Origin of the sequence: Undibacterium sp. TC4M20W (assembly GCF_049340245.1) — a bacterium.
Classification (GTDB): Bacteria; Pseudomonadota; Gammaproteobacteria; order Burkholderiales; family Burkholderiaceae_D; genus Undibacterium.
Window position 1 is genome coordinate 1 of record NZ_JBMPPI010000033.1, and the last position, 23,925, is coordinate 23,925.

Here is a 23,925-nt window from a genome sequence, read left to right on the forward strand (position 1 = left end):
TGGCATAGCGTTCAAAGCCACCTTCGGCAAATGTTGTCTGTCTCATGGTATTTATGATTCAATGGAAAATAAGCTTATATTACCGTTTCTGAATCATTGCTCGGGGACTTAATCAGAGATTCCTTAAATATTTCTTCTGGCGATAGCTCTCTTTTGGATTATCCCTGGTTGGCTCTGAGTGATAAAAGTCATAGATCAGATAAGGCTGGGTGATCTTGGCGACAACCAGGGCCTTTATCGCAGGCAGTTCTTTTGCTGCAAGAGCACTTGGCATGCTTACGCGGGCAGCGGGGATCAAGTCCCGGTAGTAACCGACCTCACGCTTAAAGTCGAGAAATGGGATAGTGGGTGACGCCATGCCAAATACTGTCGTAGAGGTCTCTTCAACGTTGACCGTTGCGCCATAGGCGTTACTTGCACGATATGTCCTGGTCTTGTCAATATTAAGATCAAAATCAAGCGCATCCAGCCTATCGACTCTTGCACCTTTAATGTCATGGTTAGGTGAGCCTATACCATTGAGAGACGCATTGGTCGGCAGCATGAAAAACAGCGCATCCCCAGCATCTGCATCGTATTTGTACCTGAAACCGACTGGAAGAGAATCAGCAACAGAGACCGGGAAAGTAAAAGCAAAATAATCATCTATGCCCTGCCCACCAGGCAATTTAGCTGCATATGCCTTGGCTTTACGGTTGTCGAAATCTGCCGTGGTTTCAAACTCCCCTTTCTTGATGAGCGACATTTTCTCAAGCGCATTGATAGTCTCAATTAAATTCGCACCTTTGAAATTGACTGGGAGTTTATCCTTCGCCAGCAGCTCGATAGAGAATTTACCAGCTTGCGCTTGTTTGGCATTTGGCGCGGCTGGTTTTGCAGGTGTTGCCGTGCTCGCGCCAGCAAGATTTGACAAAGTTACGGTAGCCGCGATTAACAGTGTTGAGGAAATTTTCATGGTCTTAAAGGGTTGATGAAAACAGTTAATAAAAACAGTTGGTAGAGACAGTTAATAAGCACAACTGACGACATTTAAAAGCAGAAAATACTCCGTACAAAGCACTGGACCGGTAAGCTATTAAATTGCAAATACGTATGAATCAGGAAAAGTACAGATCATGAAAATGCGTATGTACCTGTAGCTCTGTCAAACTCTGGTTCAGGCTACAATACTACAAGATTTTTCTGAATGAAAAATCACTTTAGCGACCGCTACCATAAAAAATCACGGAATTTTTTATTCTGCATCAATACCACGAGTAGCTGCGGAGAATTGTGTAGCCGGTCTTCATCGCGTATCCAGGTTTTAATGGAAAGTTTGCATGAGCAAGAATACCCGTCAGCTTATTTTTATCGATGGAGTCGGCGGCAAGCGCTATATGCGCGGCAAGTTTGTCCGTTACTTTGAACAACATGGTTATTCAGTTGTTTGTTTTGACTACCGTGTATCAAGCCAATCTTTTGATGAAATCCAAAAGAAGCTCAGCGAATTACTAACTGCGGTCGGCAGTCAAGGTGACTACCATGCTGTAGGCTATTCTTTTGGTGGTGTGCTTCTCAGGAGCCTGAACGAGCAACTGGAACCGCACTTGCGCCCCAGGCGCGCAGTGTTGCTGGCATCGCCATTGCGCGCCATGCGGCTCGCCCGCAGATTACGTCACTGGAAAATCTATCGGATACTGACTGGCGAATGCGGCCAGTTTGCCGCTGATGAAGAAAGGATGAGCAAAGTCCCGATGCTCAGCATTCCCTGCGCGCACGTCTATGGCACATGGCCCTGGCTGGGTGCTTTCTGTTTTTTCTTTGGCTTTAGCTTGCCACACGATGGCATGGTTGCTGCTGAAGAGGCCATCCCATCGTCACAGGCGCAGGCGATACCTGTACCGGCAAGCCATGCTTTCATTCCATCGAATGTGCATGCATTGAGGGCCATGGAACAATGCTTTGCTGCCGAGGCTTAGGCAGCAAAGCACAACCGCGATGTATGCCTTGCAGTGTCATCAACGCATTGATGACCACATTCATCTCCATCACCACAGATGTCTTAGGCAGCGATAGACTTATTCAGCCCGCTCATATTCCCAATGAAAATTCAATGAATTGAATTTATCCGTACTATGGGTGCCAGAAATATTGACGAGTTTGGCAGCAACCATATCGTCAAGGCCCGCGTCAAAATAACGGCCATTGATGTGATCGCCAATCTTGCCTGCCTGGATAGATCGTCCCAGATTGGTTTCGAGTATCAGTCCCAAAATGATGTTATCCCATTCAAGAAGGCGGACATTACAGATATATTCACCTGTTGCCAGTTTCAGTGTCTGTTTGTCCCCTTCTGTCTTGCCGACGGAAAAACTATCGCCTTTAACAGGTAATAATTGCAGGCCACAAAGAAAGGCATGTGGCTGATTATTGGCATGCGTCCACAATACGACTTCGCCCAGATCATCAAGCTTTGAGGCAAAACTGTTGTTAGAAGGCATATACCCATAAGCAGTCGTTACTGCGATTTTCTTTTTGCCCGGCCCAGGTTTTTTCTCTCTGTTGAAATAAGGCCACAGGTACACCTGTGCCAGGATAACGTCAAGTTCGACATCGAATTTCGCCTTTACCCTGGCCACATGCATTTCCTTGGCTTTATCTACCTTGGCCTTGGCTTGGGGATCGTGAACGCGTGATGAAGGTGCGGAAGTATGTGAAACACGCCAGCCTTCATAACGATCTTCGACCCAGTATTCATCCAGCCGCCCCTGCCTGCTGGAAGTGACTTTTACATCACTGACGATAAATGACAATCGCCATTCCATCGCCTTTTTGCGGCTGGTACTGGCGGCCAGGCCAAAGCGTGCTATGGCTTCGTTTAAAAATTGCAGTTCATCACCATCTGCCTTCAGCGCAGCCTGGTCCGGGTTGGCCAGGAGCAGGTTCACCTGGTTATAGTGACTAACCACTTCCATGCGCATAGTCAGTACCATGGTACCCCAGGATGCCATGAGTGGCAGCACGGCAAGGCCGCCATCATTATCGAGATAGTGATTTTCTACCTGCGTAGCCGCTGTAATGGCAGCGAGCAGTTTGATGCGTTTATTGATCAGGTTAGTGGTGCTCAGATATTCCTTGAGATTTTTTTTGATGCCTTCCAGGGTCTGGGTCAATGTTTTGATTTCAGCCTGTTTCAGCAAATCCTTCATACGCTGTTCAACATAGGCGGTGATCTGATCCCAAAAATTCTGATCGTGATTGTCAGGCCAGAAGAAGCCGACAATGGCCTGCACTGCACCACCAACCTCGGGCATCTTGTCTATAAGTGACAGCGTTGCCTCACGTATAAAATCGGTATGAACCTTGAATGCCATTGGCTCTCTCACCAGATAACCAGTACTGGCCGGCATAATGCTGAACAACTGATAATCGCGGTTGGCGATATTGGAGTTCAGTTGATTTTGCTGTACTTGCGCACCATCTTTCCCCGCATCTTTTACTTCTAGCGTCAGACCACTATGAGCAGCCTTGATATAGTAATAGCCCTCACCGTTCGACATCAGCCTGAAACGCTGGTTGGGCGAATTACCTTGTGAATCACTCCAATCCCATTGCAACAGCTCTGCGCCGGCATCTTGCGAAGCGTTCTTGATATCCCAGTACAAACCGGAATGACTCATGATCACATAAAAGTGCCCCTTGCCATGGCGGGCGAAACGCACTTGCTGAGCAGTGCTGCCCTGGATCGCGTTTTGCGACTCTATCTTCAGCCCTTTTTGTTTTTCCTGCCTTTGCACGCCCAGTGGCTGCTTGCTATGTTTGGGGATGATGAAATAAGGTCTGTCGTTCTCAAAATTGAAGGCCATGCAAAACTCCAGGAAAAGAACCGGCATGCGCCACCTTGGCGACAAACATCAGACCGGGGGAATCAAAAGACGGGATAAAAAGACAGTTCAAGACCATACATTTTATAATCAAATGCACAATTATGTTTTCTTTTTAATCATTCCGGCAGTGTTGCCGCGTTTATTTTTTCCCTGGCTTGCCGGCTAAGCCTTTTTCTGTGTACATAACAGCTACACGACATGCCAATTTGCAAGCTGTGCCATAAGGCAGCAATGGCTGGATAAAAATTGTCTATACCATCAATTCTAAACAGGGCAGCATGCCTGCGCAGTTTTCATCAGATATGGCAGGCCAAAGTTTTCAAGAAAAGAAAGCATTTCCCTGCACATATCCCCAGTCGCATATTCGGCATCTTCTTGAGTCAACGGAGTATCCATGAAGCATTTCATAATGCCCCAGTACCTGATCATCGTATTCTTTTCCCAATCGGTTTCTGTATAGGCAGCAGATGCATTTGCTCTCTTCAGGGTATCAGGGTCGGCATATACATCCTTTGCCCTTTCTATCGAAGCCATTTCTTCTGCCGGGCCAAAAAATCCAACCGGGCTGCCAAATGCCCATCTATAAAAATACACTTCCTGCAAATCTGACAGAGCATCAAGATTGCCATCGTTAGCATCCAGCTTCCCAACAGCAGTTCGATGAGCCTCTAAAAAATCCAATACGCCATCACTTCTTTTTGACCAGCCTATACCGAGATTGCAGTCCTTGCCGGATGCATAGAATTCGAGAACCACAAAACAAGAGAAATTGTCCGCCACCCTCCAGCGCCAGACGCAAGAGCCCGGACGCTGTGCACCAAGCTTGATTTTTTTATCCAGCTTAAATAGACCATCTACAATGAGCCTGGTGTCTATACTTTGCTGAATATGTACCCTGAATTCTTTTTCCATCTTTATGTATCGTCTGGTGTATAAGCCTTGCATACATGCGTCGGCATGGAGTTGGTGCTGCAGGCTGGAGTAGCTATACAAAATCAATTTGGCCTGGTTTTCTTTAAAGCCTAATTTTGTTGAGCTCATATGATGGTATTTTCAGCATTTGAGGTTAACTGAGGAGAAACGCAATTCCTGATTATAAGACCGCTTGCAAGGAAACACTTATAATCACCGCATAAATAAACTCCATTGATCACGTCAGACTCTCATTTAAGCTAACGATGAATACCTTCGAATGGGTAAAGATTAATTTTTCAAATCTTGGTTTTGACATAGATGAAAATCTCGTTCGCAAATCTCTGCGATACATTTCATTTACTAGGCAGTCGCCAACATGCGATTTTATCCAGCAAAGAATATCAGTAACGCAGTCTTCACTGAATAAGCAGTATCTTTATATCGTGCTCTCTATCGCCGTACTCCAACCTGATTTTTTGCGTATGCATGAAAATGAAGAGCGAGTATTCGAGGAAGCTTTAAGTGTCGAAGTCTTAAAAACCGGCTTTGAACAACGGGGCTGGCACACATCTATGGATTATTCAATTGAAAACCACAGTGATTTTGAATCAGATTTTTTCAAGCGTATATTGCCCTGGTTGGACAAATTCTCTGAGCCTCAAATATTCATCGCTGTATTAAAAGGCGAATTAAACTTTGGGGCACCTCAAGAGCAACCACAAGGATCTATCATTTTACGTATTATGAATTTTCTTTTCCCCGCTCCCCAAAAAGAAGCAAGGAAGCCAGGTATTTTTTATAGCCGCCTTAATCAAAAATTCATTGCGGATATTTTATATCAACAAGGGAAAGCAATTGAAGCTCTTCCCCATATGCAGCAATGGATAAATAGCCGTACCCTTATTGACAGTTGGTCAGAGCCTTATAGCGAAAAAATCAAAGAACTCTCAGCAAGCGTAAGTGCGACTAGTGAAACGTGATCGCGTTTATGGGAAAAGATCAATGACACAAGAAGCAAGATAAATCCAACTGCTTAGCTATTTCCAAATTTCAGAAAAATACTGTTTAAGTGCCTGGAGTTAATTTCTATTCTTGTTATTACGCTCTAGTCTAATCGTATCTAGACGGACTTTATTAAAACTCGTTTAGCCATGACACCCCGACTCAACGGGCTTGGCAAGCGCAAGGCTCTGCTGTACCAACAAGATTACTCAATAACACGCCCATGGGCGGGATACTGGCCGGACAATATTTCCTGATCAGTCAGTTCGTCGCCGTACCAGAGTATGACTTTGTATGCACCGGCCCCGAACGCCAACTCACGAAATGCGCGGCCTTCTACCTGGGTAAAACCACCGTCGGGGTTACCGAGTGGGTGGAAGATAATGATGGGATTCATCGCCATGGCAGAACTGGACTTGACGCGCTGAACAAAAGCCTTGATGAGTTGCTGTGCCACGGTAAAATCAGATACAAGTGAGCGAGGATGAGCAAAGGGATTAAGCACAACGGCACCGGCTTTTCCCACTATCGAAGACCGCGCCGCAGCGCCAACACCCAGTATCTTTTGATCAGGTGGCGCACTGATCGCCAGTTCAGGTACTTCTGAAATGCACTCTCCCGATTTGATATTCTTCACGCTTAGGAGATCAGGAGAAATCCGGACATAGATAAATTGCTTGAAGGAGTCGAACATAGATGATTTATTTGTGGGGTGAGCGAAAAAAAACCCAGTGAAATTTTTTATTGATGTATGTGCGATTACGCGGAACTGATCGTGCCTACATGGGCTGTGCAAAATTCTCTTGATGCCGCATCAGGATCTTGCGCATCCACTGGGCGATGCACCAGGCATCTTCAATATTTTCTTGCTTCACGCTTGAGTAGTACCAAACCGAATAGATGTGCAGTGCTATGTTATTTTCTATCAAAAGTAATATATTTTCCCATAGATGACTTTCCAGAATAGTTTCATCTGCAGCATCGATGACAGAGTTGAGTATCACTTCCATCAAAGTGAATTTTTCGTCGTCACTTAATGACAAATTTTCATACGCAGCGACAAAACCTTCAATTCTGGTAGGATCAGCTACAGCATAATGCCAATCGTAAGCCAGGGGTGGCGGCGCTAAACCAAGTTGCTTGGCAAGTGCATGCATAGCCTCGCTGGTAGTGCATCTCCATCTATGTTCCAGATCGATAAACATACGATTCCTATTTTATTTTGCGGACTGACAAACGCTATTAACCCCAAGTTAACTGTGTGTCTACCTGGATGCTGATTATTTTCTTTGAAGTTCAGACCTCAGAAAGAACCGTTTTCAGATTATCCGTCAGTTGCTCGGCCTTTAACAACGAAGGTGCATATTTGATCGCCAATTGAGCTGCTTCTTTAGCCTCTGTAAATCTACCCAATGCGTGCAAGATATGGGCATGGGCAATGCAGTTCAGCCAATGAGTAGAAGCGGCTTGCAAAGAAGGTTGCAGCACATCCAATGCTTCGTTTGCGAGACCCATTTCCAGCAAATGCATAGACAGGAAATATCTGCTAGTGATGATGGTGATGCCGCCTTCTGTTTCGCCATCCTGCAAGTGAAGGAGTAGCGCCGTCTCGTAGTGCAGTCTGGCTTTGTCGTTCTGGCCAGCCTGTGCATAGATACCTGCCAGCCTGCTGTGATAAACGGGTACTTCCCAATGATTTGGGTCAGCAAGTGCAATTGCTTCTTCTGTTTTTTGCGCAGCCAGTGCCAGCTCGGATTTTCCCCACAGGGCCAAGCCTTCCTGGGCTAGCTGGCTGGCTTTTGTTTGGTCATGCATTGTCAAGCAAGGCTTTCAACACATCCCGCGAGTCAAACGCCGCCCGGCGCAAACGGTCGTTCACGCCTTGCCAGTCTTTGTCTTGTGGCAGGGCTTCTACCAGAATCAAATCAGCGTTGGCATGATCGAGTTCACGCAAGCCTGCGTACAGGTCGTGCGCATAGCCTACCGGGTCGGCTGGCAGATGACGCCATGCTTCGGCGTGGATGGCGAGGTGGGCCTGGTAGCTCATGAGGGCGAGCTTTTTGTTTTTGGCGTGCAAGCGGTTGACGGTGTCGTCGAGTTCTGCGGCCTCTACCAGAATCACGGGCGTATGCGGTGCATAGTGGGCGTCCAGGGTGCCGGATGCGCGTGGGGCGGCGGCGTCCGGGGCTGCTGGCGTGGTGCCCAGCACGGCGGCCATTTGGGCGACGGTGATGTGTCCGGGGCGCAGCAAAACCGGACCATGGGTGGCGAGGCGGCTGAGGTCAACTATGGTGGATTCTATGCCGACATCGCTCTGGCCGCCGTCGAGTATGCTGGCGATGAGGCCGCCGGGTTGTATCTCTTGCTCGAATTCTTCTTCTACATGCGCGGCCATGGTGGGGCTGACGTGGCCGAATTTATTGGCCGATGGTGCAGCCACACCGCCCTTGCCTGCCTTGAAGGCGAGCAAGAGTTCTTGTGCTACTGGGTGTGATGGGCAGCGTATGCCTACCGTGTCTTGCCCGCCTGAGACGGCATCGGGAATATGGTCAGCACGTTTCAAGATCAGGGTCAGCGGGCCGGGCCAGAAGGCGGCGATGAGCTGGTGCGCTTCTGCCGGGATGTCCTTGGCCCAGTAGCTGATGTCAGCACCGGGGGCAACGTGGACAATCACCGGATGATTCGATGGCCTGCCCTTGGCGGTGTAGATGTTGGCAACGGCGGCGGGGTTTTCTGCATCAGCACCCAGGCCATACACGGTCTCGGTTGGGAAGGCGACTAGTTGGCCGCGTTCCAGTGCTAGCGCTGCCTGTGAGATTGCCTCAGGCGTAATGGCTTGTGACTTCATGCCCACTCCGGTGCTGCTATGCCGAGAATGGCGCAGGCTTTGCCAAGGTTAGCCTGCGCTTCTGCCATCGTCGGTGAGACGAAGGTGATATGGCCCATCTTGCGGGCGCGGCGTGCTTCTGCCTTGCCGTACAGATGCAGGTGCGCACCTGGGATAGCCAGCACCTGATCCCATGCAGGTTCGCGCATGTTGTCAGTGTCGCTTTCATACCAGACATCACCGAGGATATTGAGCATGGCGGCTGGTGAATGCTGGCGCACGTCACCCAGCGGCAATTGCGCGAGCGCCCTGACCTGTTGCTGGAACTGGCTGGTGATGCAGGCATCTATCGTGTAATGGCCGCTATTGTGCGGGCGTGGTGCCATTTCATTGACGACCAGGCTACCATCCTTGAGCACAAAAAATTCTATGCACAACACGCCTACATAGCCCATCTCTGCAATGATATGCAGGGCCGCAGCTTGTGCCTTGCTGGCGACATCTGCCGACACATGGGTGCTGGGGGCGATGGTGGTGAACAGGATGCCATCGCGGTGGACATTTTCTGCGATTGGATATACCACCGCTTCACCATCGACACCACGGGCGACGAGGACGGACACTTCATAAGCCAGCGGCAGCATTTTTTCAAGCACGCAAACCTGGCCGTTCATGCCAGCAAAGGCAGAAGCGAGTTCAACACGGTCACGCACGCGGGCCTGGCCTTTGCCGTCATAACCCATGCGCACGGTTTTCAAGATGCCGGGCAAGAGATCATCGCTGACTTTGGCAACGTCGTCCTGGCTATTGATGGCCAGGTGCGGTGCCGGATAAACACCGGTCGTTGTACCGCAGCGGGTGAAGAAGTTTTTTTCTGCGATGCGGTCTTGCGCGATGGAGACGCAGGCAGCGGCAGGTGAAACAAAGCTGGTTTGTGCCAGCAGATTCAGGCTTTCTGCCGGGACGTTTTCAAATTCTGTGGTGATAGCTTTGCTGGCTTTGGTCAATGCCATCAGGCCAGGGTGGTTTTCATAGCCTGCCTGGATATGCTGCCCTGTCACTTGCGCGGCGGGGCAGCCTGCTTCAGGTTCCAGCACGGCTACCTGATAACCCATGGCTTGCGCTGCCTGGATAAACATGCGGCCCAGTTGGCCGCCACCCATGATGCCGAGGCAACTGGCGGGGGTATTGGGTAACAATGGCTGGCGGGGCTGTGCGGGCTGTGGATGAGTGGTCATGGTAGTGATTTCAAACTAGGGATTGTTTGTACACAATAGTACAAATCAAATGAGGTACGGATATTTAGGTAGATAGAAATCCGGGTTGCGATATCAAGTTTCGTTAATGGGCCGTGTACCTAGATTGGGCCGTGCCGTAGGTTGGGCTACGCTTTATCAGCCCAACACTGGGCTTCAACAAACGTATCCGTGATTCAAACGCCGAGTGTTGGGCTGATAAAACGTAGCCCAACCTACGATGCAATCCGACCTACGAGATCAGCCCAACTCACGGAGTTAACTCAACCTACAAGACCATCCCAACCTACAAACACACTCAAACCGGCAACACCATATCGCGTGCAACTTGCGTTTGCTTTTCGCGGAACTCGATCAATCTCGCCGCCAATGCATCATCTGTCGTCGCCAAAATCGCAATCGCGGCCAGGGCGGCGTTTGCTGCGCCTGCCTCGCCTATGGCGAATGTAGCTACTGGTATGCCTTTGGGCATTTGCACGATGGACAGCAATGAATCTTCGCCGCGCAGGTATTTGGATGGCACGGGCACACCCAGTACTGGCACGATGGTTTTTGCTGCGATCATGCCTGGCAGGTGCGCTGCACCGCCAGCACCGGCGATGATGGCGCGCAGGCCGCGTTCGCGGGCGGTTTCTGCATAGGTGAACATTTCGTCCGGCATGCGGTGGGCCGAGACGACCTTGGCTTCAAAGCCTATGCCAAATTCCTTGAGGATGGCGACGGCGTTTTGCATGACGTCCCAGTCTGACGATGAACCCATGACGACGCCGACGACGATTTTATTGGTAGTCATCATCAGTCCTTCAGGCTTTCGCCAGTCAGGCGTTCCAGTGCTTCGCGGTATTTGGCGGCAGTTTTTTGCACGACTTCATCCGGCAGGGCTGGTGCTGGTGCGGTCTTTTTCCAGCTGGTGATGGTTTCCAGATAATCACGCACGAACTGCTTGTCAAAAGACGGTGGTGAAATGCCGGTGGCATATGAGTCAGCAGGCCAGAAGCGCGAAGAATCGGCAGTCAGTACTTCATCCATCAAGTGCAGCACGCCATTGTCATCAAGGCCAAATTCAAACTTGGTGTCGGCGATGATGATGCCGCGGGTGGCGGCGTATTCTGCGGCTTCAGTGTAGAGCTGTATGCTGATGTCGCGGATCTTGGCGGCCAGCTCCGCGCCTATACGTTGTTCAGTTTCTGCATAGCTGATGTTTTCATCATGCTCGCCCATTTCTGCCTTGGCAGCCGGTGTGAAAATAGGTGCTGGCAACTTGGCTGCCTGTGGCAAACCTGCTGGCAATTGTATGCCGCAGATTGCGCCAGTCTCTTGATAATTTTTCCAGCCTGAGCCGATGATGTAGCCACGTACCACGGCTTCTACCATGATGGGTTTGAGGCGTTTGGCAACGACCGCACGGCCTTTGACTTGCGCCACTTCATCTGCGGACACGACGAATTCTGGTGCGACACCTGTCAGGTGGTTAGGCACGATATGACCCAGCTTTTCAAACCAGAAATTCGCCATCTGGTTCAGCACGCGGCCTTTGTCAGGGATGGGTTCATTCATGATGACATCGAATGCGGACAGGCGGTCACTGGTGACGATGAGCAGCTTGTCGTCGCCAACAGCGTAATTGTCACGTACCTTGCCACGGCCCAGCAAAGGCAGGGAATGAAGAGTGGAATTGATTTGCGTAGTCATGAGGGATTTCTTTATTTCGATCTGGATAGGGTTTACACAAAATTGTTGGTGAGGCGAATATAGCTTCTCGTAGGTTGGGCTACGCTTCATCAGCCCAACACTCGGCGTTTAAATAACGCATACATTTTTTAAGGCCCAGTGTTGGGCTGGTAAACCGTAGCCCAACCTACGAGATTAGCCCAACCTACGAGATTAGCCCAACCTACGAGATTAGCCCAACCTACGAGATTAGCCCAACCTACATTTTTCCAACCGTCAATTTTGTCTAAACCCTGCATTTCATCCCCCCACTCCGGCTCGCACCGGAATGAGGAAACAAACTTACGTCTTAATTTACGATCTGCGCCAATGCGCCTTTCTTGTACTGCTCTGCTACTTTTTCCAATGCCATAGGCTTGATCTTGCCTGCCTGGCCTTCGCAACCGAAGGACAGATAACGTGCCTTGCACACCAGCTTGGCTGCTTCGCGTGCTGGTTTCAGGTAATCACGTGGATCAAACTTGGATGGGTTTTCAAACATGTAGCGACGGATCGCACCTGTCATTGCCAGGCGGATGTCGGTGTCGATGTTGATCTTGCGCACACCGTTCTGAATACCGATGACGATTTCTTCAACCGGCACACCATAGGTTTCTTTCATGTCGCCGCCAAACTGACGGATTTCATCCAGCAGTTCTTGCGGTACGGAAGAGGAACCGTGCATGACCAGATGCGTATTTGGAATGCGCTGATGAATCTCTTTGATGCGGTCGATTGCCAGGATGTCGCCAGTTGGCTTGCGAGAGAATTTGTAGGCACCGTGGGAAGTACCGATGGCAATTGCCAGGGCGTCGCACTGTGTTTGCTTGACGAAGTCAGCAGCTTGCTGCACGTCTGTCAGCAATTGTTCACGCGTCATTTTGCCGTCTGCACCGTGGCCGTCTTCCTTGTCGCCCATCATGGTTTCGAGAGAACCGAGCACGCCCAGTTCTGCTTCTACCGTGACGCCGATGGAGTGGGCAAACTTGACCACTTCACGCGATACTTCGACATTGTATTCATAGCTGGCGACGCTCTTGCCGTCTTCTTCCAGCGAACCATCCATCATCACCGAGGTGAAACCGGATTTGATCGCAGCCATGCACACTGCTGGCGACTGGCCATGGTCCTGGTGCATGACGACGGGGATGTGCGGGTAGGCTTCTACCGCGGCTTCGATCAAGTGACGCAAGAATGCTTCGCCAGCATATTTACGGGCACCGGCAGAGGCTTGCATGATGACAGGTGCGCCAACTTCATCGGCGGCCTGCATGATGGCAGTGACTTGCTCCAGGTTGTTGACGTTGAAAGCTGGCAGACCGTAACCGTTTTCGGCGGCGTGGTCCAGCAATTGACGCATGGATACGAGTGGCATAATTAACTCCAGATTGCTTTATAAAAAAATCTTTGTCCCTGCTACGCTTGGTTCTCACCTACTCTGACAATTTTCATTGCATTGGTGCCGCCGACCTGCCCCATGGGTTCACCCCAGGTAACGACGATCATGTCGCCTTTGACGACAACATCGTTTTCCAGCAAGACGGTTTCGGCAGACTTCAACACCGCTTCCCTGTCATCAGAGTAAGGTAGTTTGAAGGTCTGGACATTGCGGTACAGCGCTGCCTTGCGCTGGGTGGCCACGCTTGGTGTCAGTGCAAACAAGGGCACGTCGACGCTGTGGCGGCTCATCCACAAGGCAGTAGAACCCGATTCGGTCAGGGCCACGATGGCTTTTACACCCAGGTGGTGCGCTGTGAACAGCGCACCATAGGCGATGGACTGGTCGATGCGGGTAAAGGTCAGGTTGAGGAAATCGGCGTCAAGCTTGTTCTCCTGGAATTTTTCAGCTTCCAGGCAAATCAGCGACATCGCTTCTACGGTTTCTACAGGGTATTTGCCAGAGGCAGTTTCTGCTGAGGTCATGACGGCATCAGTGCCGTCCAAAACAGCATTGGCCACGTCTGATACTTCAGCACGAGTAGGCACGGCATTGACGATCATGGATTCCATCATCTGCGTGGCAGTAATAGCCAGCTTGTTGGAAGCACGCGCCATTTTGATCATGCGTTTTTGCAGGGCTGGCACAGCCGCATTGCCGACTTCTACAGCCAGGTCACCACGGGCGACCATGATGCCGTCTGATGCATCCAGAATTTCTTGCAGCAGCGGTATCGCTTCTGCACGTTCTATCTTGGCGATCATCATGGGTTTGTGGTTATAAGGCTCACCCGCGATGTTCGAGAGTTGCCTTGCCATTTCCATGTCAGTCGCATTTTTTGGGAAAGACACGGCCACATAATCAGCCTGGAAAGACATCGCAGTCTTGATGTCTTCCATGTCCTTGCCAGTCAGTGCTGGCGCTGTCAGGCCACCGCCCTGGCGGTTGATGCCCTTGTTGTTGGACAGCTCGCCACCAATTTTTGTAATGGTATGGATTTCATTGCCAACGACTTTTTCTACCACCAGCACGATGAGGCCATCATTGAGCAATAGCAGATCGCCATTTCTGACATCGCGTGGCAGGGCTTTGTAATCAAGGCCAACGCGCTCTTGCGTGCCCATGGTGCAGTCTGCATCGAGGATGAACTTGTCGCCGTTTTCAAGATGGATGCGGGAATTTTCAAACTTGCCGATACGGATTTTAGGCCCCTGCAAATCAGCCATGATGGCGATTTCGCGGCCACACTCTGCTGCTGCCTGACGCACCATCGTGGCCCGGTCTATATGATCCTGCGCCTTGCCATGCGAGAAATTCAACCTCACCACATTCACCCCGGCATGGATCATGCGCTTGAGCGTAGCCATGTCATTTGAAGCGGGGCCTATGGTGGCAACAATCTTGGTGGCACGTGACATCTGGTCTCCTGAAAATTAGATATTATTTTTAGCGTTGAGTTGGATGAAAACCTGAAAAGCTTGTTAAGACCGAAAATCTCACCACAGAGACACGGAGACACAGAGGAGCACAGAGAAAGGCAAAAGAGAATCTAATCATTACAGATTCAGTCATTTCAAGGTTTTCTCTTGCCTTTCTCTGTGGTGTAGCGGGGAATTCGAGTGGCATGCCACTCGCCCGCGTAACGAAGACTGCTTGCAAGCAGTCTTTCCTTCCTCTGTACCTCTGTGGTTAATGGTCTTGAATTTGATCTTGACCTTGAATTTACTTTACCGCGCGTTGCAACAAAATTTCTACTGCTGGCAGGGTTTTGCCTTCCAAAAATTCCAGGAAAGCGCCGCCGCCTGTGGAGATATAGCCTACCTTGTCAGCGATGTTATATTTGGCAATCGCTGCCAGGGTGTCGCCACCGCCAGCAATCGAGAAGCCTGCTGAATCTGCAATCGCCTGCGCCAGCACCTTGGTGCCGTTGCCGAACTGGTCAAATTCAAATACGCCGACCGGGCCGTTCCAGACTATCGTGCCAGATTTTTTGATTTGCTCTGCCAGCAATGCTGCGGTTGCCGGGCCGATGTCGAGGATCATGTCATCGTCCTGCACATCTGCCACTGCCTTGACGGTTGCTACTGCGGTTGGCGAAAATTCTTTGGCGCACACCACATCAGTCGGGATAGGCACGGATGCACCGCGCTTGGCCATCATGTCGATAATGGCCTTGGCTTCATCCACCAGATCAGCTTCTGCAAGGGATTTACCTATCTTGAGGCCAGATGCCAGCATGAAGGTGTTGGCAATGCCGCCACCGACGATGAGGTTATCAACCTTGTCTGCCAAGGACTTCAAAATAGTCAGTTTGCTGGATACCTTGGAGCCAGCCACGATAGCCACCAGTGGGCGCGCAGGTTGACCCAGCGCCTTGCCCAGGGCATCAAGCTCGGCAGACAACAGCGGGCCAGCGCAGGCGACAGGGGCAAATTTGGCGATGCCGTGGGTAGTTGCTTCTGCACGGTGGGCAGTGCCAAAGGCATCATTCACATATACGTCGCACAGGGCAGCCATCTTTTGCGCCAGCGCATCGTCGTTTTTCTTTTCACCCTTGTTGACACGGCAGTTTTCCAGCAAGACTACCTGGCCTTGCACGACATCTACACCATCCACCCAGTTTTGCTTCAGTTCGACGTTCACACCCAGCAATTCAGACAGACGCTTGGCAACCGGTGCCAATGTATCTTCTGCCTTGAATTCACCCTCAGTTGGGCGACCCAGATGCGAAGTCACCATCACGGCTGCACCCGCCTGCAAAGCCTGCTGTATCGCCGGGACAGATGCGCGGATACGGGTATCTTCGGTAATATTGCCGTCATCGTCCTGGGGAACGTTCAAATCGGCGCGGATGAAAACACGTTTGCCCTGGAGCTGGTTTGCTGCGATCAGGTCACTGAGTCGGTTGAATTGCATCGTGATATGGAGTTGGCAAGGTTGAAGGGTGGCGCATTTGCCTGCGAGAGCCGGGCAAATGAATTCCGCCAGTAAATTTAATGCATATTTACTGCATAAGTTCTCAGCCCGCTATTTTACCAAAGCCCGCTTGCAGACCATACGGTTTTGCGTGGGTTTTGCAAGTTTAATGCGAGAATGATTGTTAAAAAAACATCTAAAATACAATGGCAACGCTGTCGCTTCACAAAATATGAGCTGATCAAAGTGGGAGTCAACAAGATTTAGTGCATTTAAAGCAATGGAAAATTTAACAGATTGAGGCACTTTTATTTAGATTTGCACGAAACTGAAGAATAAGTTACAAATATAATAAATACAATTATGTTCGAATAGCCAAAATTTAACTTATCTTATGACTTCAACAAAGAATATTTTACGGACACTAAAAAACCAAAACCAATTAATTCCGTATATCGACTACATCCGATTCCCACAGTACAAAAATTTGCTACCTGACACACGAATCGACTTTACTTACCCAATAACTGCATTAGTAGGTCCGAACGGAACGAATAAGAGTTCAGTTCTCAAGGCACTTTACGGTGTTCCAGGAAGCAATAATGTAGGGAACTTATGGTTTTCGACTGCAATAGATCCCATCGAAGAAGGGCATGGCTCTCCAAATTGTTTTATTTACGGCTATTTCAATGAAAAAGCAGGTCAAATTACTGAAGTACTTAAAAGCAGAATAAAAAAAGAAAATGATCCTGACTATTGGGAACCATCTAGGCCAATAGCGAAATATGGAATGACCCCCTTTAAGAAAGATGCCCCAGCTCCAGAAGGTGGGTCCAAAACACGCTGGAATACAATCTCAAAAAACGTGGTTTACATCGACTTTCGCGCAGCATTAAGTGCATTTGATAAATTTTTTTATTACGGACAAATAAGAAACAAAGGGAGTGAAACTAAAGCGAAAAAAGCTTTAATAAGGTCGAGATCGCCACATCTAAAAAGTGCAATTAACTCAGGAGCAAAGAGTTACGAATATTACAATGAACGAATCGTAAATAGGGAAAATAGAACGTTAGCCGTTCCAGAAGTTAAGGCAGTTTCTAAAATATTGGGGCGAGAATATTCCGAAATAAAGTTGGTACGTCATAGCTTCTTTGACGGCGATGGATACACGGCGCAATTGAAAACCAAGTCGCGTCAATACACTGAGGCTTTTGCGGGAAGTGGTGAGTTCTCTGTGATCGCATTAGTCAATGCTGTTTCATTAGCAGAAGAGAAATCATTAATCTTACTAGACGAACCAGAAGTGAGCCTTCATCCTGGTGCTCAAGAACGATTGATGGACTATTTAATGGATGCTGTAAAACACAACAAACATCAAATTGTGCTTTCCACACACTCACCAGCATTTGTTCGCCAATTACCTGAGGATGCCATAAAGGTCATGATTGTCGATAATTTGCTTGAAAAAGTCACGATCCCCAAGCAAGCCTCGTTACCTGAAGAGGCCTTCTTTCACTTAGGCGACTTAGGGCAAGGGAGGCGCACAATTTTAGTTGAGGACAAGTTGGGTAAAGCAATCGTAGAAAAAGCATTACGATTATTGGGTCAAGCATTTTCCGCAATGTTCGAAGTTAAGTACTACCCAGGTGGAGCAGAAACATTATGGAAATTTTATGCATCCCCATTTGCATTAGCAGACCGCCAAGATATATTCATATTATTGGATGGAGATAAGCGTACAAACAATACACTTCCAGCCGTGGATGAAATTACCCCGAGTCAAGAGAAAAACTTAGCTGCTATCATAAAAAACTTTACCAATGTTGATTTAAGCTTCCCTGTTGATGGCGGTGCAGGTGGTGGCAACAATGAACAACGTGTAGATGCTCAAAAAAAATTCATCACGTGGGTAAATACTCACGTTAATTACTTACCGGGCATTGATCCAGAGGAATTTGTTTGGACTTCAATGACACAGGATAAAATAGAGGCTGCGATAACAATTGCAAACCCGAAAGAAAAATTTAAATTACTTGCGAGATCAGAATTAGGGCTAGAAGACTTTGAAACTATCGATGCTTCGCAAATTTTAGCCACACAGCAGCGAAAGGTTGCGTCAATACCCAGCGACAATGCTGGAATACTTTGCTTACAGCAAATATTAAACAAATTCGCTAATATTTAGCATAAAAATGTGTGTAAATGACTTTTGGATTAGATATGTCAATTAAAGTCTTCGATTTCTTTTCGGGATGTGGCGGTACAAGTTGCGGATTCGAGTCTGCTGGCATGGAGATTGCGCTTGGACTGGATCTGGACTCTGATTCAGCAAAGACATTTCAAAAAAATTTCCCCGAAGCTGAATTTATTCTTGGTGATATCAGAGATATTCATACGAATGCTCTAGCCAATTCCGTTGGGAATAGAGAAGTTCCTTTATTGTTTTGTGGCTGTGCACCTTGCCAGCCTTTTTCACGTCAAAACCAAACAACTGACTCTTCAGACTCAAGGAGAAATCTTCTATCGGAGTTCGCACGCTTTGTAAAAGCGTGGCTTCCCGAGTACGTCTTTATTGAAAACGTACCGGGTATGCAAAAAATTGCAGTCGATAACGTTGGGCCACTTCCCTCTTTCTTAAAGCTTTTAAAAAAACTTGGGTATTCATATGAATCCAGAGTTATCCCTGCATCTCACTTTGGCGTCCCACAAAAAAGAGAACGATTCGTTTTATTGGCTAGTAGAATTGGAAAAATAGATTTACCAGTTGCTACCCATGGACCTCTTGGCAAACCATTTTCAACAGTAAGAGATTGGATTAACGGCTTACCTGAATTAAATGCTGGCGAAAGGAGCAAGAAAGATCCAGACCATGTTGCAGCTAAATTATCTGACTTAAATTTGCACAGAATCAGAAATACACCAGAAGGTGGTGGCCGAAATGATTGGCCTAAATCTCTATGGCTAGACTGTCATAAGAGTCATATTGGACACTCCGATGTATATGGTCGCCTTTCTTGGGACAAACCGGCTTCGGGCTTGACTACTAAATGCATCAGTTACTCAAACGGTCGTTTTGGGCATCCGAATCAAGACCGCGCAATATCTGTGCGCGAAGCAGCATGCTTGCAAACATTCCCTCGCAAATATAAGTTCTATGGGCAGTTGCAATCTAAAGCCCGACAAATAGGAAATGCAGTTCCTCCTCTGATGGCTAAAGCTGTCGGACGCCAGGTCATAAAACACTTAAAGGAAATGCAAAAACAGGTCTCTTAAGCAATTATCACGATTCCTAAATAGGAAGTTGATATTGGCAACACAGGCGAAGATATATGGTAAAAACTACGCAATTACTACTTCCCCCTCACAACCCCAACCGAATATAAGTAAACACCGCCATCCCAAAAAATATCGTCTGCAACATATTCTTGCGCACCAAAAAGAAAGCTGTTGCCAGCAAACCCGCCAGCAGGCGCGGGTTTTGCAAACCGACTTCGATCTGACCATTGGTCAGCAACAGGTCTGGCACAATGATCGCGGCCAGTGCGCAGGCGGGGGCGTAGCGCAAAGCTTCCTGCACGCGCTTGGGCAGGTTGATGTGATGCCCCACCAGCCAGAAGCCGCTGCGGGCGATGAAGGTGGCGAGAGTCAGCAGGCCTATGACTAGCCAGATTTCCCAATCGCTCATTCTTGCTCCCCATTGTTCTTGCCAGCGGCGGCTACTTTTTTACCGTCCAGATATTCTTCCAGCATCATGGACGTACCCATGCCGAGCAAGACGGCCAGCAAGAGACCTAGTTTGTAGGGCAGATTCACTGCAAGCAGGGCCACGATGCCAGCCACAACGACACCGGCAAAGGCAGCGCGGTTGATGATCAGGGGTAGCATGATGCACAGGATGGCCAGGGTACCGGCAAAGCCCAGACCCCAACTTGACGGCACCTGGCTGCCCAGCAAGATGCCAATGAGAGAGCCAGTTTGCCAGGCGCCCCAATTCGGGAAGACCAAGGATTTGAGATAGGCCAGCTTGCCTTTTTCCTCAATAAATTCAGGATAACGCTGTATGAACAGGCTGACAGAAATGTCGCCTGTCATAAAACCCAGCCAGGCGCGTGTACGCCAGGGCAGGTGCGCAAAATGGGGAGCGAGAATGGCAGAAAAAATCAAAAACCGCAGGTTCACGACCAGTGCCGTAGCAAAAATCACCCATGCTGGTGCGTGTGCGGCAATCAGAGGGAGTGAAGCGAGTTGGGCTGAGCCGGCAAAGACCAGCAGGGTCATGCCCATGGCTTGTGGCAGCGTCAGGCCAGCCTTGATCATGGCAACGCCAACCACCATTCCCCAGGCACCTATACCAAACCAGGTGGGTGCTCCTACTCTCAAACCTTCCTTGATCGCGGCCTTGTCTGATTCAAATGACATGAGAGTGTAGATAGAGCGGGAAAGTGCATCATTGTAACTTGGAAACAAAAAGCTTGCCTGTGGTGGTTATTTTGTGAGCAGATTGATAAATTCTCAGATCCTGGCAAGCGCAAACAATTTTAAATTTCATGCAATGCAATTTCGTAGGTTGGGCTGCGGGGTGTCAGCCCAACACTGGGCTTCTGCAAACGTATACGGTATTTAAGCGCCGAGTGTTGGGCTGATGAGGCGTAGCCCAACCTACATATTGGCAGGGCCCGGCCCAACCTACGATTTTTTTGGGTCATGCAAAATCACAGAGTACACAGCACCACCACCCACCCGCACGAATACCCCCAGCCACCCCATAATCCGTTAAAATCCCGTTGGCAATGTTTAATTCGGGAGCAAACCAGCGTCGCCAGCCTGTGCGCGCCTGCTTCCAGCACCATTTTTATTTACGGAGTCCCCATGTCCACCACAGCCAGCACAGCCACCACCAATAACATCGTCGAACTGCAAGCCACGGATTTGCCTGCGCACTGCCCTAACCCGGCCATGCCGCTGTGGTCTTCGCACCCGCGCGTCTATCTTGATTTGTCGCATGGCGGCACAGCCACTTGCTCTTACTGCGGCACGCAATACAAGCTGGCAGCAGGCGTTGTGCTTAAAGCCCACTAATCCACCACCCCTATCATGGCCGCTAAAAAACAGCTGAATGGCAGTGCCGACGAAGTTGAGGCGGCTTTTTATGATGCACTGAGCCGTGCCGATCTCGATGGCATGATGGCCCTGTGGGCCGAGGATGAAGAGATCGTCTGCATCCACCCCGGTGCAGCCAGACTGATAGGCCATGCAGCCATACGCAGTTCCTGGGAAGCGATCTTCGAGCGCGGCAGTGTGCAGATACGTCCTTTGCAGTTGCATGCGACCCATAATATGCTGACAGCGGTCCATAGCATTGTCGAAGAATTCCAGCGCCCCAGCGACGGCAGCCAGGATGTCCATATCCTGGCCACCAATGTGTATGTCAAGACACCGCGTGGCTGGCGCATCACCATGCACCACGCCTCGGTCGCGTCTGGCAAACCGCCGCTGGACATGTTCAAAGCCAGCACCCTGCATTGATGAAGTTTGCATGAAATACCTCTCCCCTCGCTGGTTACCCGGTGGCCATTTACAAACCATCTACCCGGCCTTGTTTATCAACAAGCCTGTGACACCGCTGCGGCGCGAACGCTGGACCACGCCGGACAATGATTTTGTCGATATCGATTTCCTTGATGGCGAACCCGGCAAACCCATGGTTGTACTTTTCCATGGTCTTGAAGGTTCCAGCGACAGCCATTATGCGCGTGCCATGATGGCTGCCCTTGCCGACAAAGGCTGGTCGGGAGCGGTACCGCATTTTCGGGGATGCTCGGGCGAGCTGAATCAGGCACCACGCTTTTATCATTCTGGTGATGCGCAAGAGATAGACTGGATCATAGAACGCCTGTATCAGCAATTCCATCACCGTCATGATGGTGGCAAGTTTTATGCGGCGGGTGTTTCACTCGGTGGCAATGCGCTGTTGCGCTGGCTCGGTGAATCGCAGCACCATGCAGAGATCGTCAATGCAGCCTGCGCCGTCTCTGCCCCGCTTGATCTGGCGCAGGGTGGTGCTTCGCTGTCGAGCGGCTTCAACATGATCTATACCCGCATGTTTTTGAAGACACTGAAACCCAAGTGCCTGCAAAAGCTCAACCAGTTCCCTGGCCTGTTCAACCGTGATGCCATGCTCAATGCACGCGACCTGTACGAGTTCGACAATGTCGTCACAGCCCCGCTGCATGGTTATCTCGATACTGATGATTACTGGCACAGAGCCAGCGCCAAGCTTATACTGAATGACATCACGGTACCGACTTTGGTGCTCAACGCCAGAAATGACCCTTTCCTGCCCGAGCAGCATTTACCCACCCAGGCGGCCAGATGCGTGACGCTGGATTACCCTGATCATGGCGGCCATGTAGGGTTTGCGGCAGGCAAGGTACCAGGCCATTTGAACTGGTTACCGCAAAAGATACTGCAATTTTTTGAGGCGAATAGCTGATGGATGAAATCGTCAAGGCAGCCATGGCCAAGTGGCCGAATGTACCGCATTGCTACGGCTGGCTGGCACTCGATGCGCGCGGTAACTGGCGCATGCGCGACGAGCGCAGCCAGACCTTGAACCTGCAGGGTGACCCCATACGCAATGCCGCCCTGCTGGCTTTCATCACCCGCAATTATCTGTGCAATGAAGAGGGTTGCTGGTATTTTCAGAACGGCCCGCAGCGCGTGTATGTCGATCTGGAAGCCACACCTTATATCGCCAATACTACGGTAGATGGCGGCTTTACCCTGCAACAGGCTTTCACACCCGAACTCGCCTTTCTTGACCCGCAAGGCAGGCTGCAACTCAGCAGTGGCAATATCCTTGCCCAGCTTGATGACCGCGACCTGGCGCTATGCCTGCCCTGGCTGACGCTCGGCGAACAGCCAGTCAGTGATGAAGCACTATTGCAGTGGCTGGAAGATGCCAGCACACCCGGTGAATTGCAATTGCGCCCGCCCGGCATGCCTGGTTTATGTGTGGAAGTGCAGCGCTGTGAAGAGGGGCAATTGATGCGGGAATTTGGTTTTGTGGCAAAACCTCGACAAACGACAAGCTAGAAAAAGTATGTGGCAAGATTTCAAGGAAAAACTCATCACCTTGCGTCACATGGACAAACAGTGTCAAGCATTTGCCGCAGACGAACATCGATATCAGTTTGGCGATCTGGTGACGCCCGCATTACTTGGGCGTATAGAAAAGAAACTGAATCTCAATCTACCAGAGCAGCTCAGGCAATTTTATATAACAGTTGGTAATGGCGGCGCAGGGCCACATTACGGGCTACAAAAAGTCGAAGCTCTTTACGAGTATGAGGCGGCAAAGCCTTATCCTGGCGTGGAGGCACTCATGGCGCTTAGAAAAAGAGATGATGAAAACCCACTCGATGAGAGTCTGAGTTTGAATCGACAAGACCTAAGCGGCCTCATGCCCATCTTATTTGAAGGCTGCGGTCATGAAGTTTGCCTCATTACGAATGGCGAAAAATTGGGGAAAATTGCTTTTTTTTCGACCGAACATGGTATCTCGGAAAGTGCATTTAATATGCTAGAGTTTTTTACGGACTGGGTTGATAGGCAATTAGAGATTTTCAATACAATCGCGATCCTCGCTAATAGTAATTACTCTTTCGAGTATATCCGCACACAGATGGTCGAAAAATATCATGAATACGATGCAGAATCGCTGGTCATGAGTGTGCTCAATATAGAAAAACCTGAAGCACTATTTGGCACAAAGCATCGCAAAAAATTCCACAATGCCACCCAACGGCCCTGGCTTGAAGAGCAGCTTGCTAACTACAGACATTGCCGTACCGGCTGAATTAGAGTACAGCGACACTTACGATCTAGCACAATACATCTTACTGGGAACTACCGGCAATTGACATGTCATTGATTAACCCAGGTCTAGGGCATTCAATTGTCACGTCTTAGATTAAGCATCCCCGATCTATGCTT

25 protein-coding genes are annotated in these 23,925 nt (G+C 49.5%); 10 read left to right on the forward strand and 15 right to left on the reverse strand.

The features are described from left to right. Positions 1–112: 112 nt before the first annotated feature. Positions 113–955 (reverse strand): hypothetical protein, encoded by an 843-nt coding sequence (locus ACO0LL_RS26020; RefSeq protein WP_422953721.1) that lies wholly within the window; start codon positions 953–955, stop codon positions 113–115. A gap of 364 nt (positions 956–1,319) precedes the next feature. Here ACO0LL_RS26020 and ACO0LL_RS26025 point away from each other — a divergent pair, with 364 nt between their 5' ends. Next, positions 1,320–1,958 (forward strand): hypothetical protein, encoded by a 639-nt coding sequence (locus tag ACO0LL_RS26025; protein ID WP_422953722.1) that lies wholly within the window; start codon positions 1,320–1,322, stop codon positions 1,956–1,958. Positions 1,959–2,057: 99 nt separating this feature from the next. On the opposite strand, the gene ACO0LL_RS26030 is transcribed toward ACO0LL_RS26025, so the two are convergent. Further along, positions 2,058–3,845: an RICIN domain-containing protein gene (locus tag ACO0LL_RS26030; RefSeq protein WP_422953723.1), complete on the reverse strand. Its 1,788-nt coding sequence runs from the start codon at positions 3,843–3,845 to the stop codon at positions 2,058–2,060. Here ACO0LL_RS26030 and ACO0LL_RS26035 point away from each other — a divergent pair. Then, a complete protein-coding gene (locus ACO0LL_RS26035; protein WP_422953724.1) occupies positions 3,844–4,032 on the forward strand; it encodes a hypothetical protein in 189 nt (62 codons plus the stop codon). The two genes, ACO0LL_RS26030 and ACO0LL_RS26035, sit on opposite strands and share 2 nt — an antisense overlap. Before the next feature lie 98 nt (positions 4,033–4,130). On the opposite strand, the gene ACO0LL_RS26040 is transcribed toward ACO0LL_RS26035, so the two are convergent. After that, positions 4,131–4,778: a hypothetical protein gene (locus ACO0LL_RS26040; protein WP_422953725.1), complete on the reverse strand. Its 648-nt coding sequence runs from the start codon at positions 4,776–4,778 to the stop codon at positions 4,131–4,133. A 266-nt stretch (positions 4,779–5,044) separates the two neighbouring features. Between ACO0LL_RS26040 and ACO0LL_RS26045 the strand changes: the two genes are divergently transcribed. Further along, the gene (locus tag ACO0LL_RS26045; RefSeq protein WP_422953726.1) at positions 5,045–5,761 is read left to right on the forward strand and encodes a hypothetical protein; all 717 of its coding nucleotides are present in this window, start codon (positions 5,045–5,047) and stop codon (positions 5,759–5,761) included. A gap of 227 nt (positions 5,762–5,988) precedes the next feature. Here the strand turns inward: ACO0LL_RS26045 and ACO0LL_RS26050 are convergent, their stop codons facing one another. From ACO0LL_RS26050 to ACO0LL_RS26095, 10 genes are all read right to left on the reverse strand, one after another. Then, a complete protein-coding gene (locus ACO0LL_RS26050) occupies positions 5,989–6,420 on the reverse strand; it encodes a rod shape-determining protein (protein WP_422953727.1) in 432 nt (143 codons plus the stop codon). 142 nt (positions 6,421–6,562) lie between these two features. Next, on the reverse strand, positions 6,563–6,988 hold the full coding sequence (locus ACO0LL_RS26055; RefSeq protein WP_422953728.1) for a hypothetical protein: 426 nt from the start codon (positions 6,986–6,988) through the stop codon (positions 6,563–6,565). 91 nt (positions 6,989–7,079) lie between these two features. Beyond that, positions 7,080–7,598 carry a hypothetical protein gene (locus tag ACO0LL_RS26060; RefSeq protein WP_422953729.1) on the reverse strand — a complete coding sequence of 173 codons (519 nt, stop codon included), beginning with the start codon at positions 7,596–7,598 and terminating at the stop codon, positions 7,080–7,082. Beyond that, positions 7,591–8,631, reverse strand: a complete 1,041-nt coding sequence (locus ACO0LL_RS26065) for an L-threonylcarbamoyladenylate synthase (protein ID WP_422953730.1) — start codon at positions 8,629–8,631, stop codon at positions 7,591–7,593. The genes ACO0LL_RS26060 and ACO0LL_RS26065 overlap by 8 nt, the downstream gene beginning before the upstream one ends. Beyond that, entirely contained in the window at positions 8,628–9,848 is a 1,221-nt protein-coding gene (locus tag ACO0LL_RS26070; RefSeq protein ID WP_422953731.1) for a 5-(carboxyamino)imidazole ribonucleotide synthase, read from the reverse strand. Before ACO0LL_RS26070 ends, ACO0LL_RS26065 begins: the two co-directional genes overlap by 4 nt. A 316-nt stretch (positions 9,849–10,164) precedes the next feature. Next, the gene (purE, locus tag ACO0LL_RS26075; RefSeq protein ID WP_422953732.1) at positions 10,165–10,662 is read right to left on the reverse strand and encodes a 5-(carboxyamino)imidazole ribonucleotide mutase; all 498 of its coding nucleotides are present in this window, start codon (positions 10,660–10,662) and stop codon (positions 10,165–10,167) included. Continuing rightward, on the reverse strand, positions 10,662–11,558 hold the full coding sequence (locus ACO0LL_RS26080) for a phosphoribosylaminoimidazolesuccinocarboxamide synthase (RefSeq protein WP_422953733.1): 897 nt from the start codon (positions 11,556–11,558) through the stop codon (positions 10,662–10,664). Before ACO0LL_RS26080 ends, purE begins: the two co-directional genes overlap by 1 nt. Positions 11,559–11,886: 328 nt before the next feature. Beyond that, positions 11,887–12,951, reverse strand: a complete 1,065-nt coding sequence (gene fba, locus ACO0LL_RS26085) for a class II fructose-bisphosphate aldolase (protein ID WP_110256738.1) — start codon at positions 12,949–12,951, stop codon at positions 11,887–11,889. A gap of 41 nt (positions 12,952–12,992) precedes the next feature. Next, complete coding sequence (gene pyk, locus ACO0LL_RS26090; protein WP_422953734.1) at positions 12,993–14,432, reverse strand: pyruvate kinase; 1,440 nt, start codon at positions 14,430–14,432, stop codon at positions 12,993–12,995. Between the two features lie 304 nt (positions 14,433–14,736). Then, on the reverse strand, positions 14,737–15,930 hold the full coding sequence (locus tag ACO0LL_RS26095; protein ID WP_422953735.1) for a phosphoglycerate kinase: 1,194 nt from the start codon (positions 15,928–15,930) through the stop codon (positions 14,737–14,739). A 394-nt stretch (positions 15,931–16,324) separates the two neighbouring features. Here ACO0LL_RS26095 and ACO0LL_RS26100 point away from each other — a divergent pair, with 394 nt between their 5' ends. Further along, complete coding sequence (locus tag ACO0LL_RS26100; RefSeq protein WP_422953736.1) at positions 16,325–18,115, forward strand: ATP-dependent nuclease; 1,791 nt, start codon at positions 16,325–16,327, stop codon at positions 18,113–18,115. A gap of 17 nt (positions 18,116–18,132) precedes the next feature. Further along, positions 18,133–19,203 carry a DNA cytosine methyltransferase gene (locus tag ACO0LL_RS26105; RefSeq protein WP_422953737.1) on the forward strand — a complete coding sequence of 357 codons (1,071 nt, stop codon included), beginning with the start codon at positions 18,133–18,135 and terminating at the stop codon, positions 19,201–19,203. 88 nt (positions 19,204–19,291) lie between these two features. Here ACO0LL_RS26105 and ACO0LL_RS26110 read toward each other — a convergent pair whose 3' ends face one another. Both ACO0LL_RS26110 and ACO0LL_RS26115 read right to left on the reverse strand, forming a co-directional pair. Continuing rightward, positions 19,292–19,615 (reverse strand): AzlD domain-containing protein, encoded by a 324-nt coding sequence (locus ACO0LL_RS26110; RefSeq protein ID WP_422953738.1) that lies wholly within the window; start codon positions 19,613–19,615, stop codon positions 19,292–19,294. After that, a complete protein-coding gene (locus ACO0LL_RS26115; protein WP_422953739.1) occupies positions 19,612–20,349 on the reverse strand; it encodes an AzlC family ABC transporter permease in 738 nt (245 codons plus the stop codon). The genes ACO0LL_RS26110 and ACO0LL_RS26115 overlap by 4 nt, the downstream gene beginning before the upstream one ends. Before the next feature lie 450 nt (positions 20,350–20,799). Here ACO0LL_RS26115 and ACO0LL_RS26120 point away from each other — a divergent pair, with 450 nt between their 5' ends. The 5 genes from ACO0LL_RS26120 to ACO0LL_RS26140 are packed head-to-tail and all read left to right on the forward strand — an operon-like array spanning position 20,800 to position 23,788. Beyond that, positions 20,800–21,009: a zinc-finger domain-containing protein gene (locus ACO0LL_RS26120; protein ID WP_162042497.1), complete on the forward strand. Its 210-nt coding sequence runs from the start codon at positions 20,800–20,802 to the stop codon at positions 21,007–21,009. Between the two features lie 15 nt (positions 21,010–21,024). Next, complete coding sequence (locus ACO0LL_RS26125; protein ID WP_162042498.1) at positions 21,025–21,456, forward strand: YybH family protein; 432 nt, start codon at positions 21,025–21,027, stop codon at positions 21,454–21,456. A 10-nt stretch (positions 21,457–21,466) separates the two neighbouring features. Continuing rightward, positions 21,467–22,423, forward strand: a complete 957-nt coding sequence (locus tag ACO0LL_RS26130) for a YheT family hydrolase (RefSeq protein WP_422953740.1) — start codon at positions 21,467–21,469, stop codon at positions 22,421–22,423. After that, positions 22,423–23,025, forward strand: a complete 603-nt coding sequence (locus ACO0LL_RS26135) for a DUF2946 family protein (protein ID WP_422953741.1) — start codon at positions 22,423–22,425, stop codon at positions 23,023–23,025. The genes ACO0LL_RS26130 and ACO0LL_RS26135 overlap by 1 nt, the downstream gene beginning before the upstream one ends. A 7-nt stretch (positions 23,026–23,032) precedes the next feature. Beyond that, complete coding sequence (locus tag ACO0LL_RS26140; protein ID WP_422953742.1) at positions 23,033–23,788, forward strand: SMI1/KNR4 family protein; 756 nt, start codon at positions 23,033–23,035, stop codon at positions 23,786–23,788. The last annotated feature ends 137 nt before the right edge of the window (positions 23,789–23,925 follow it).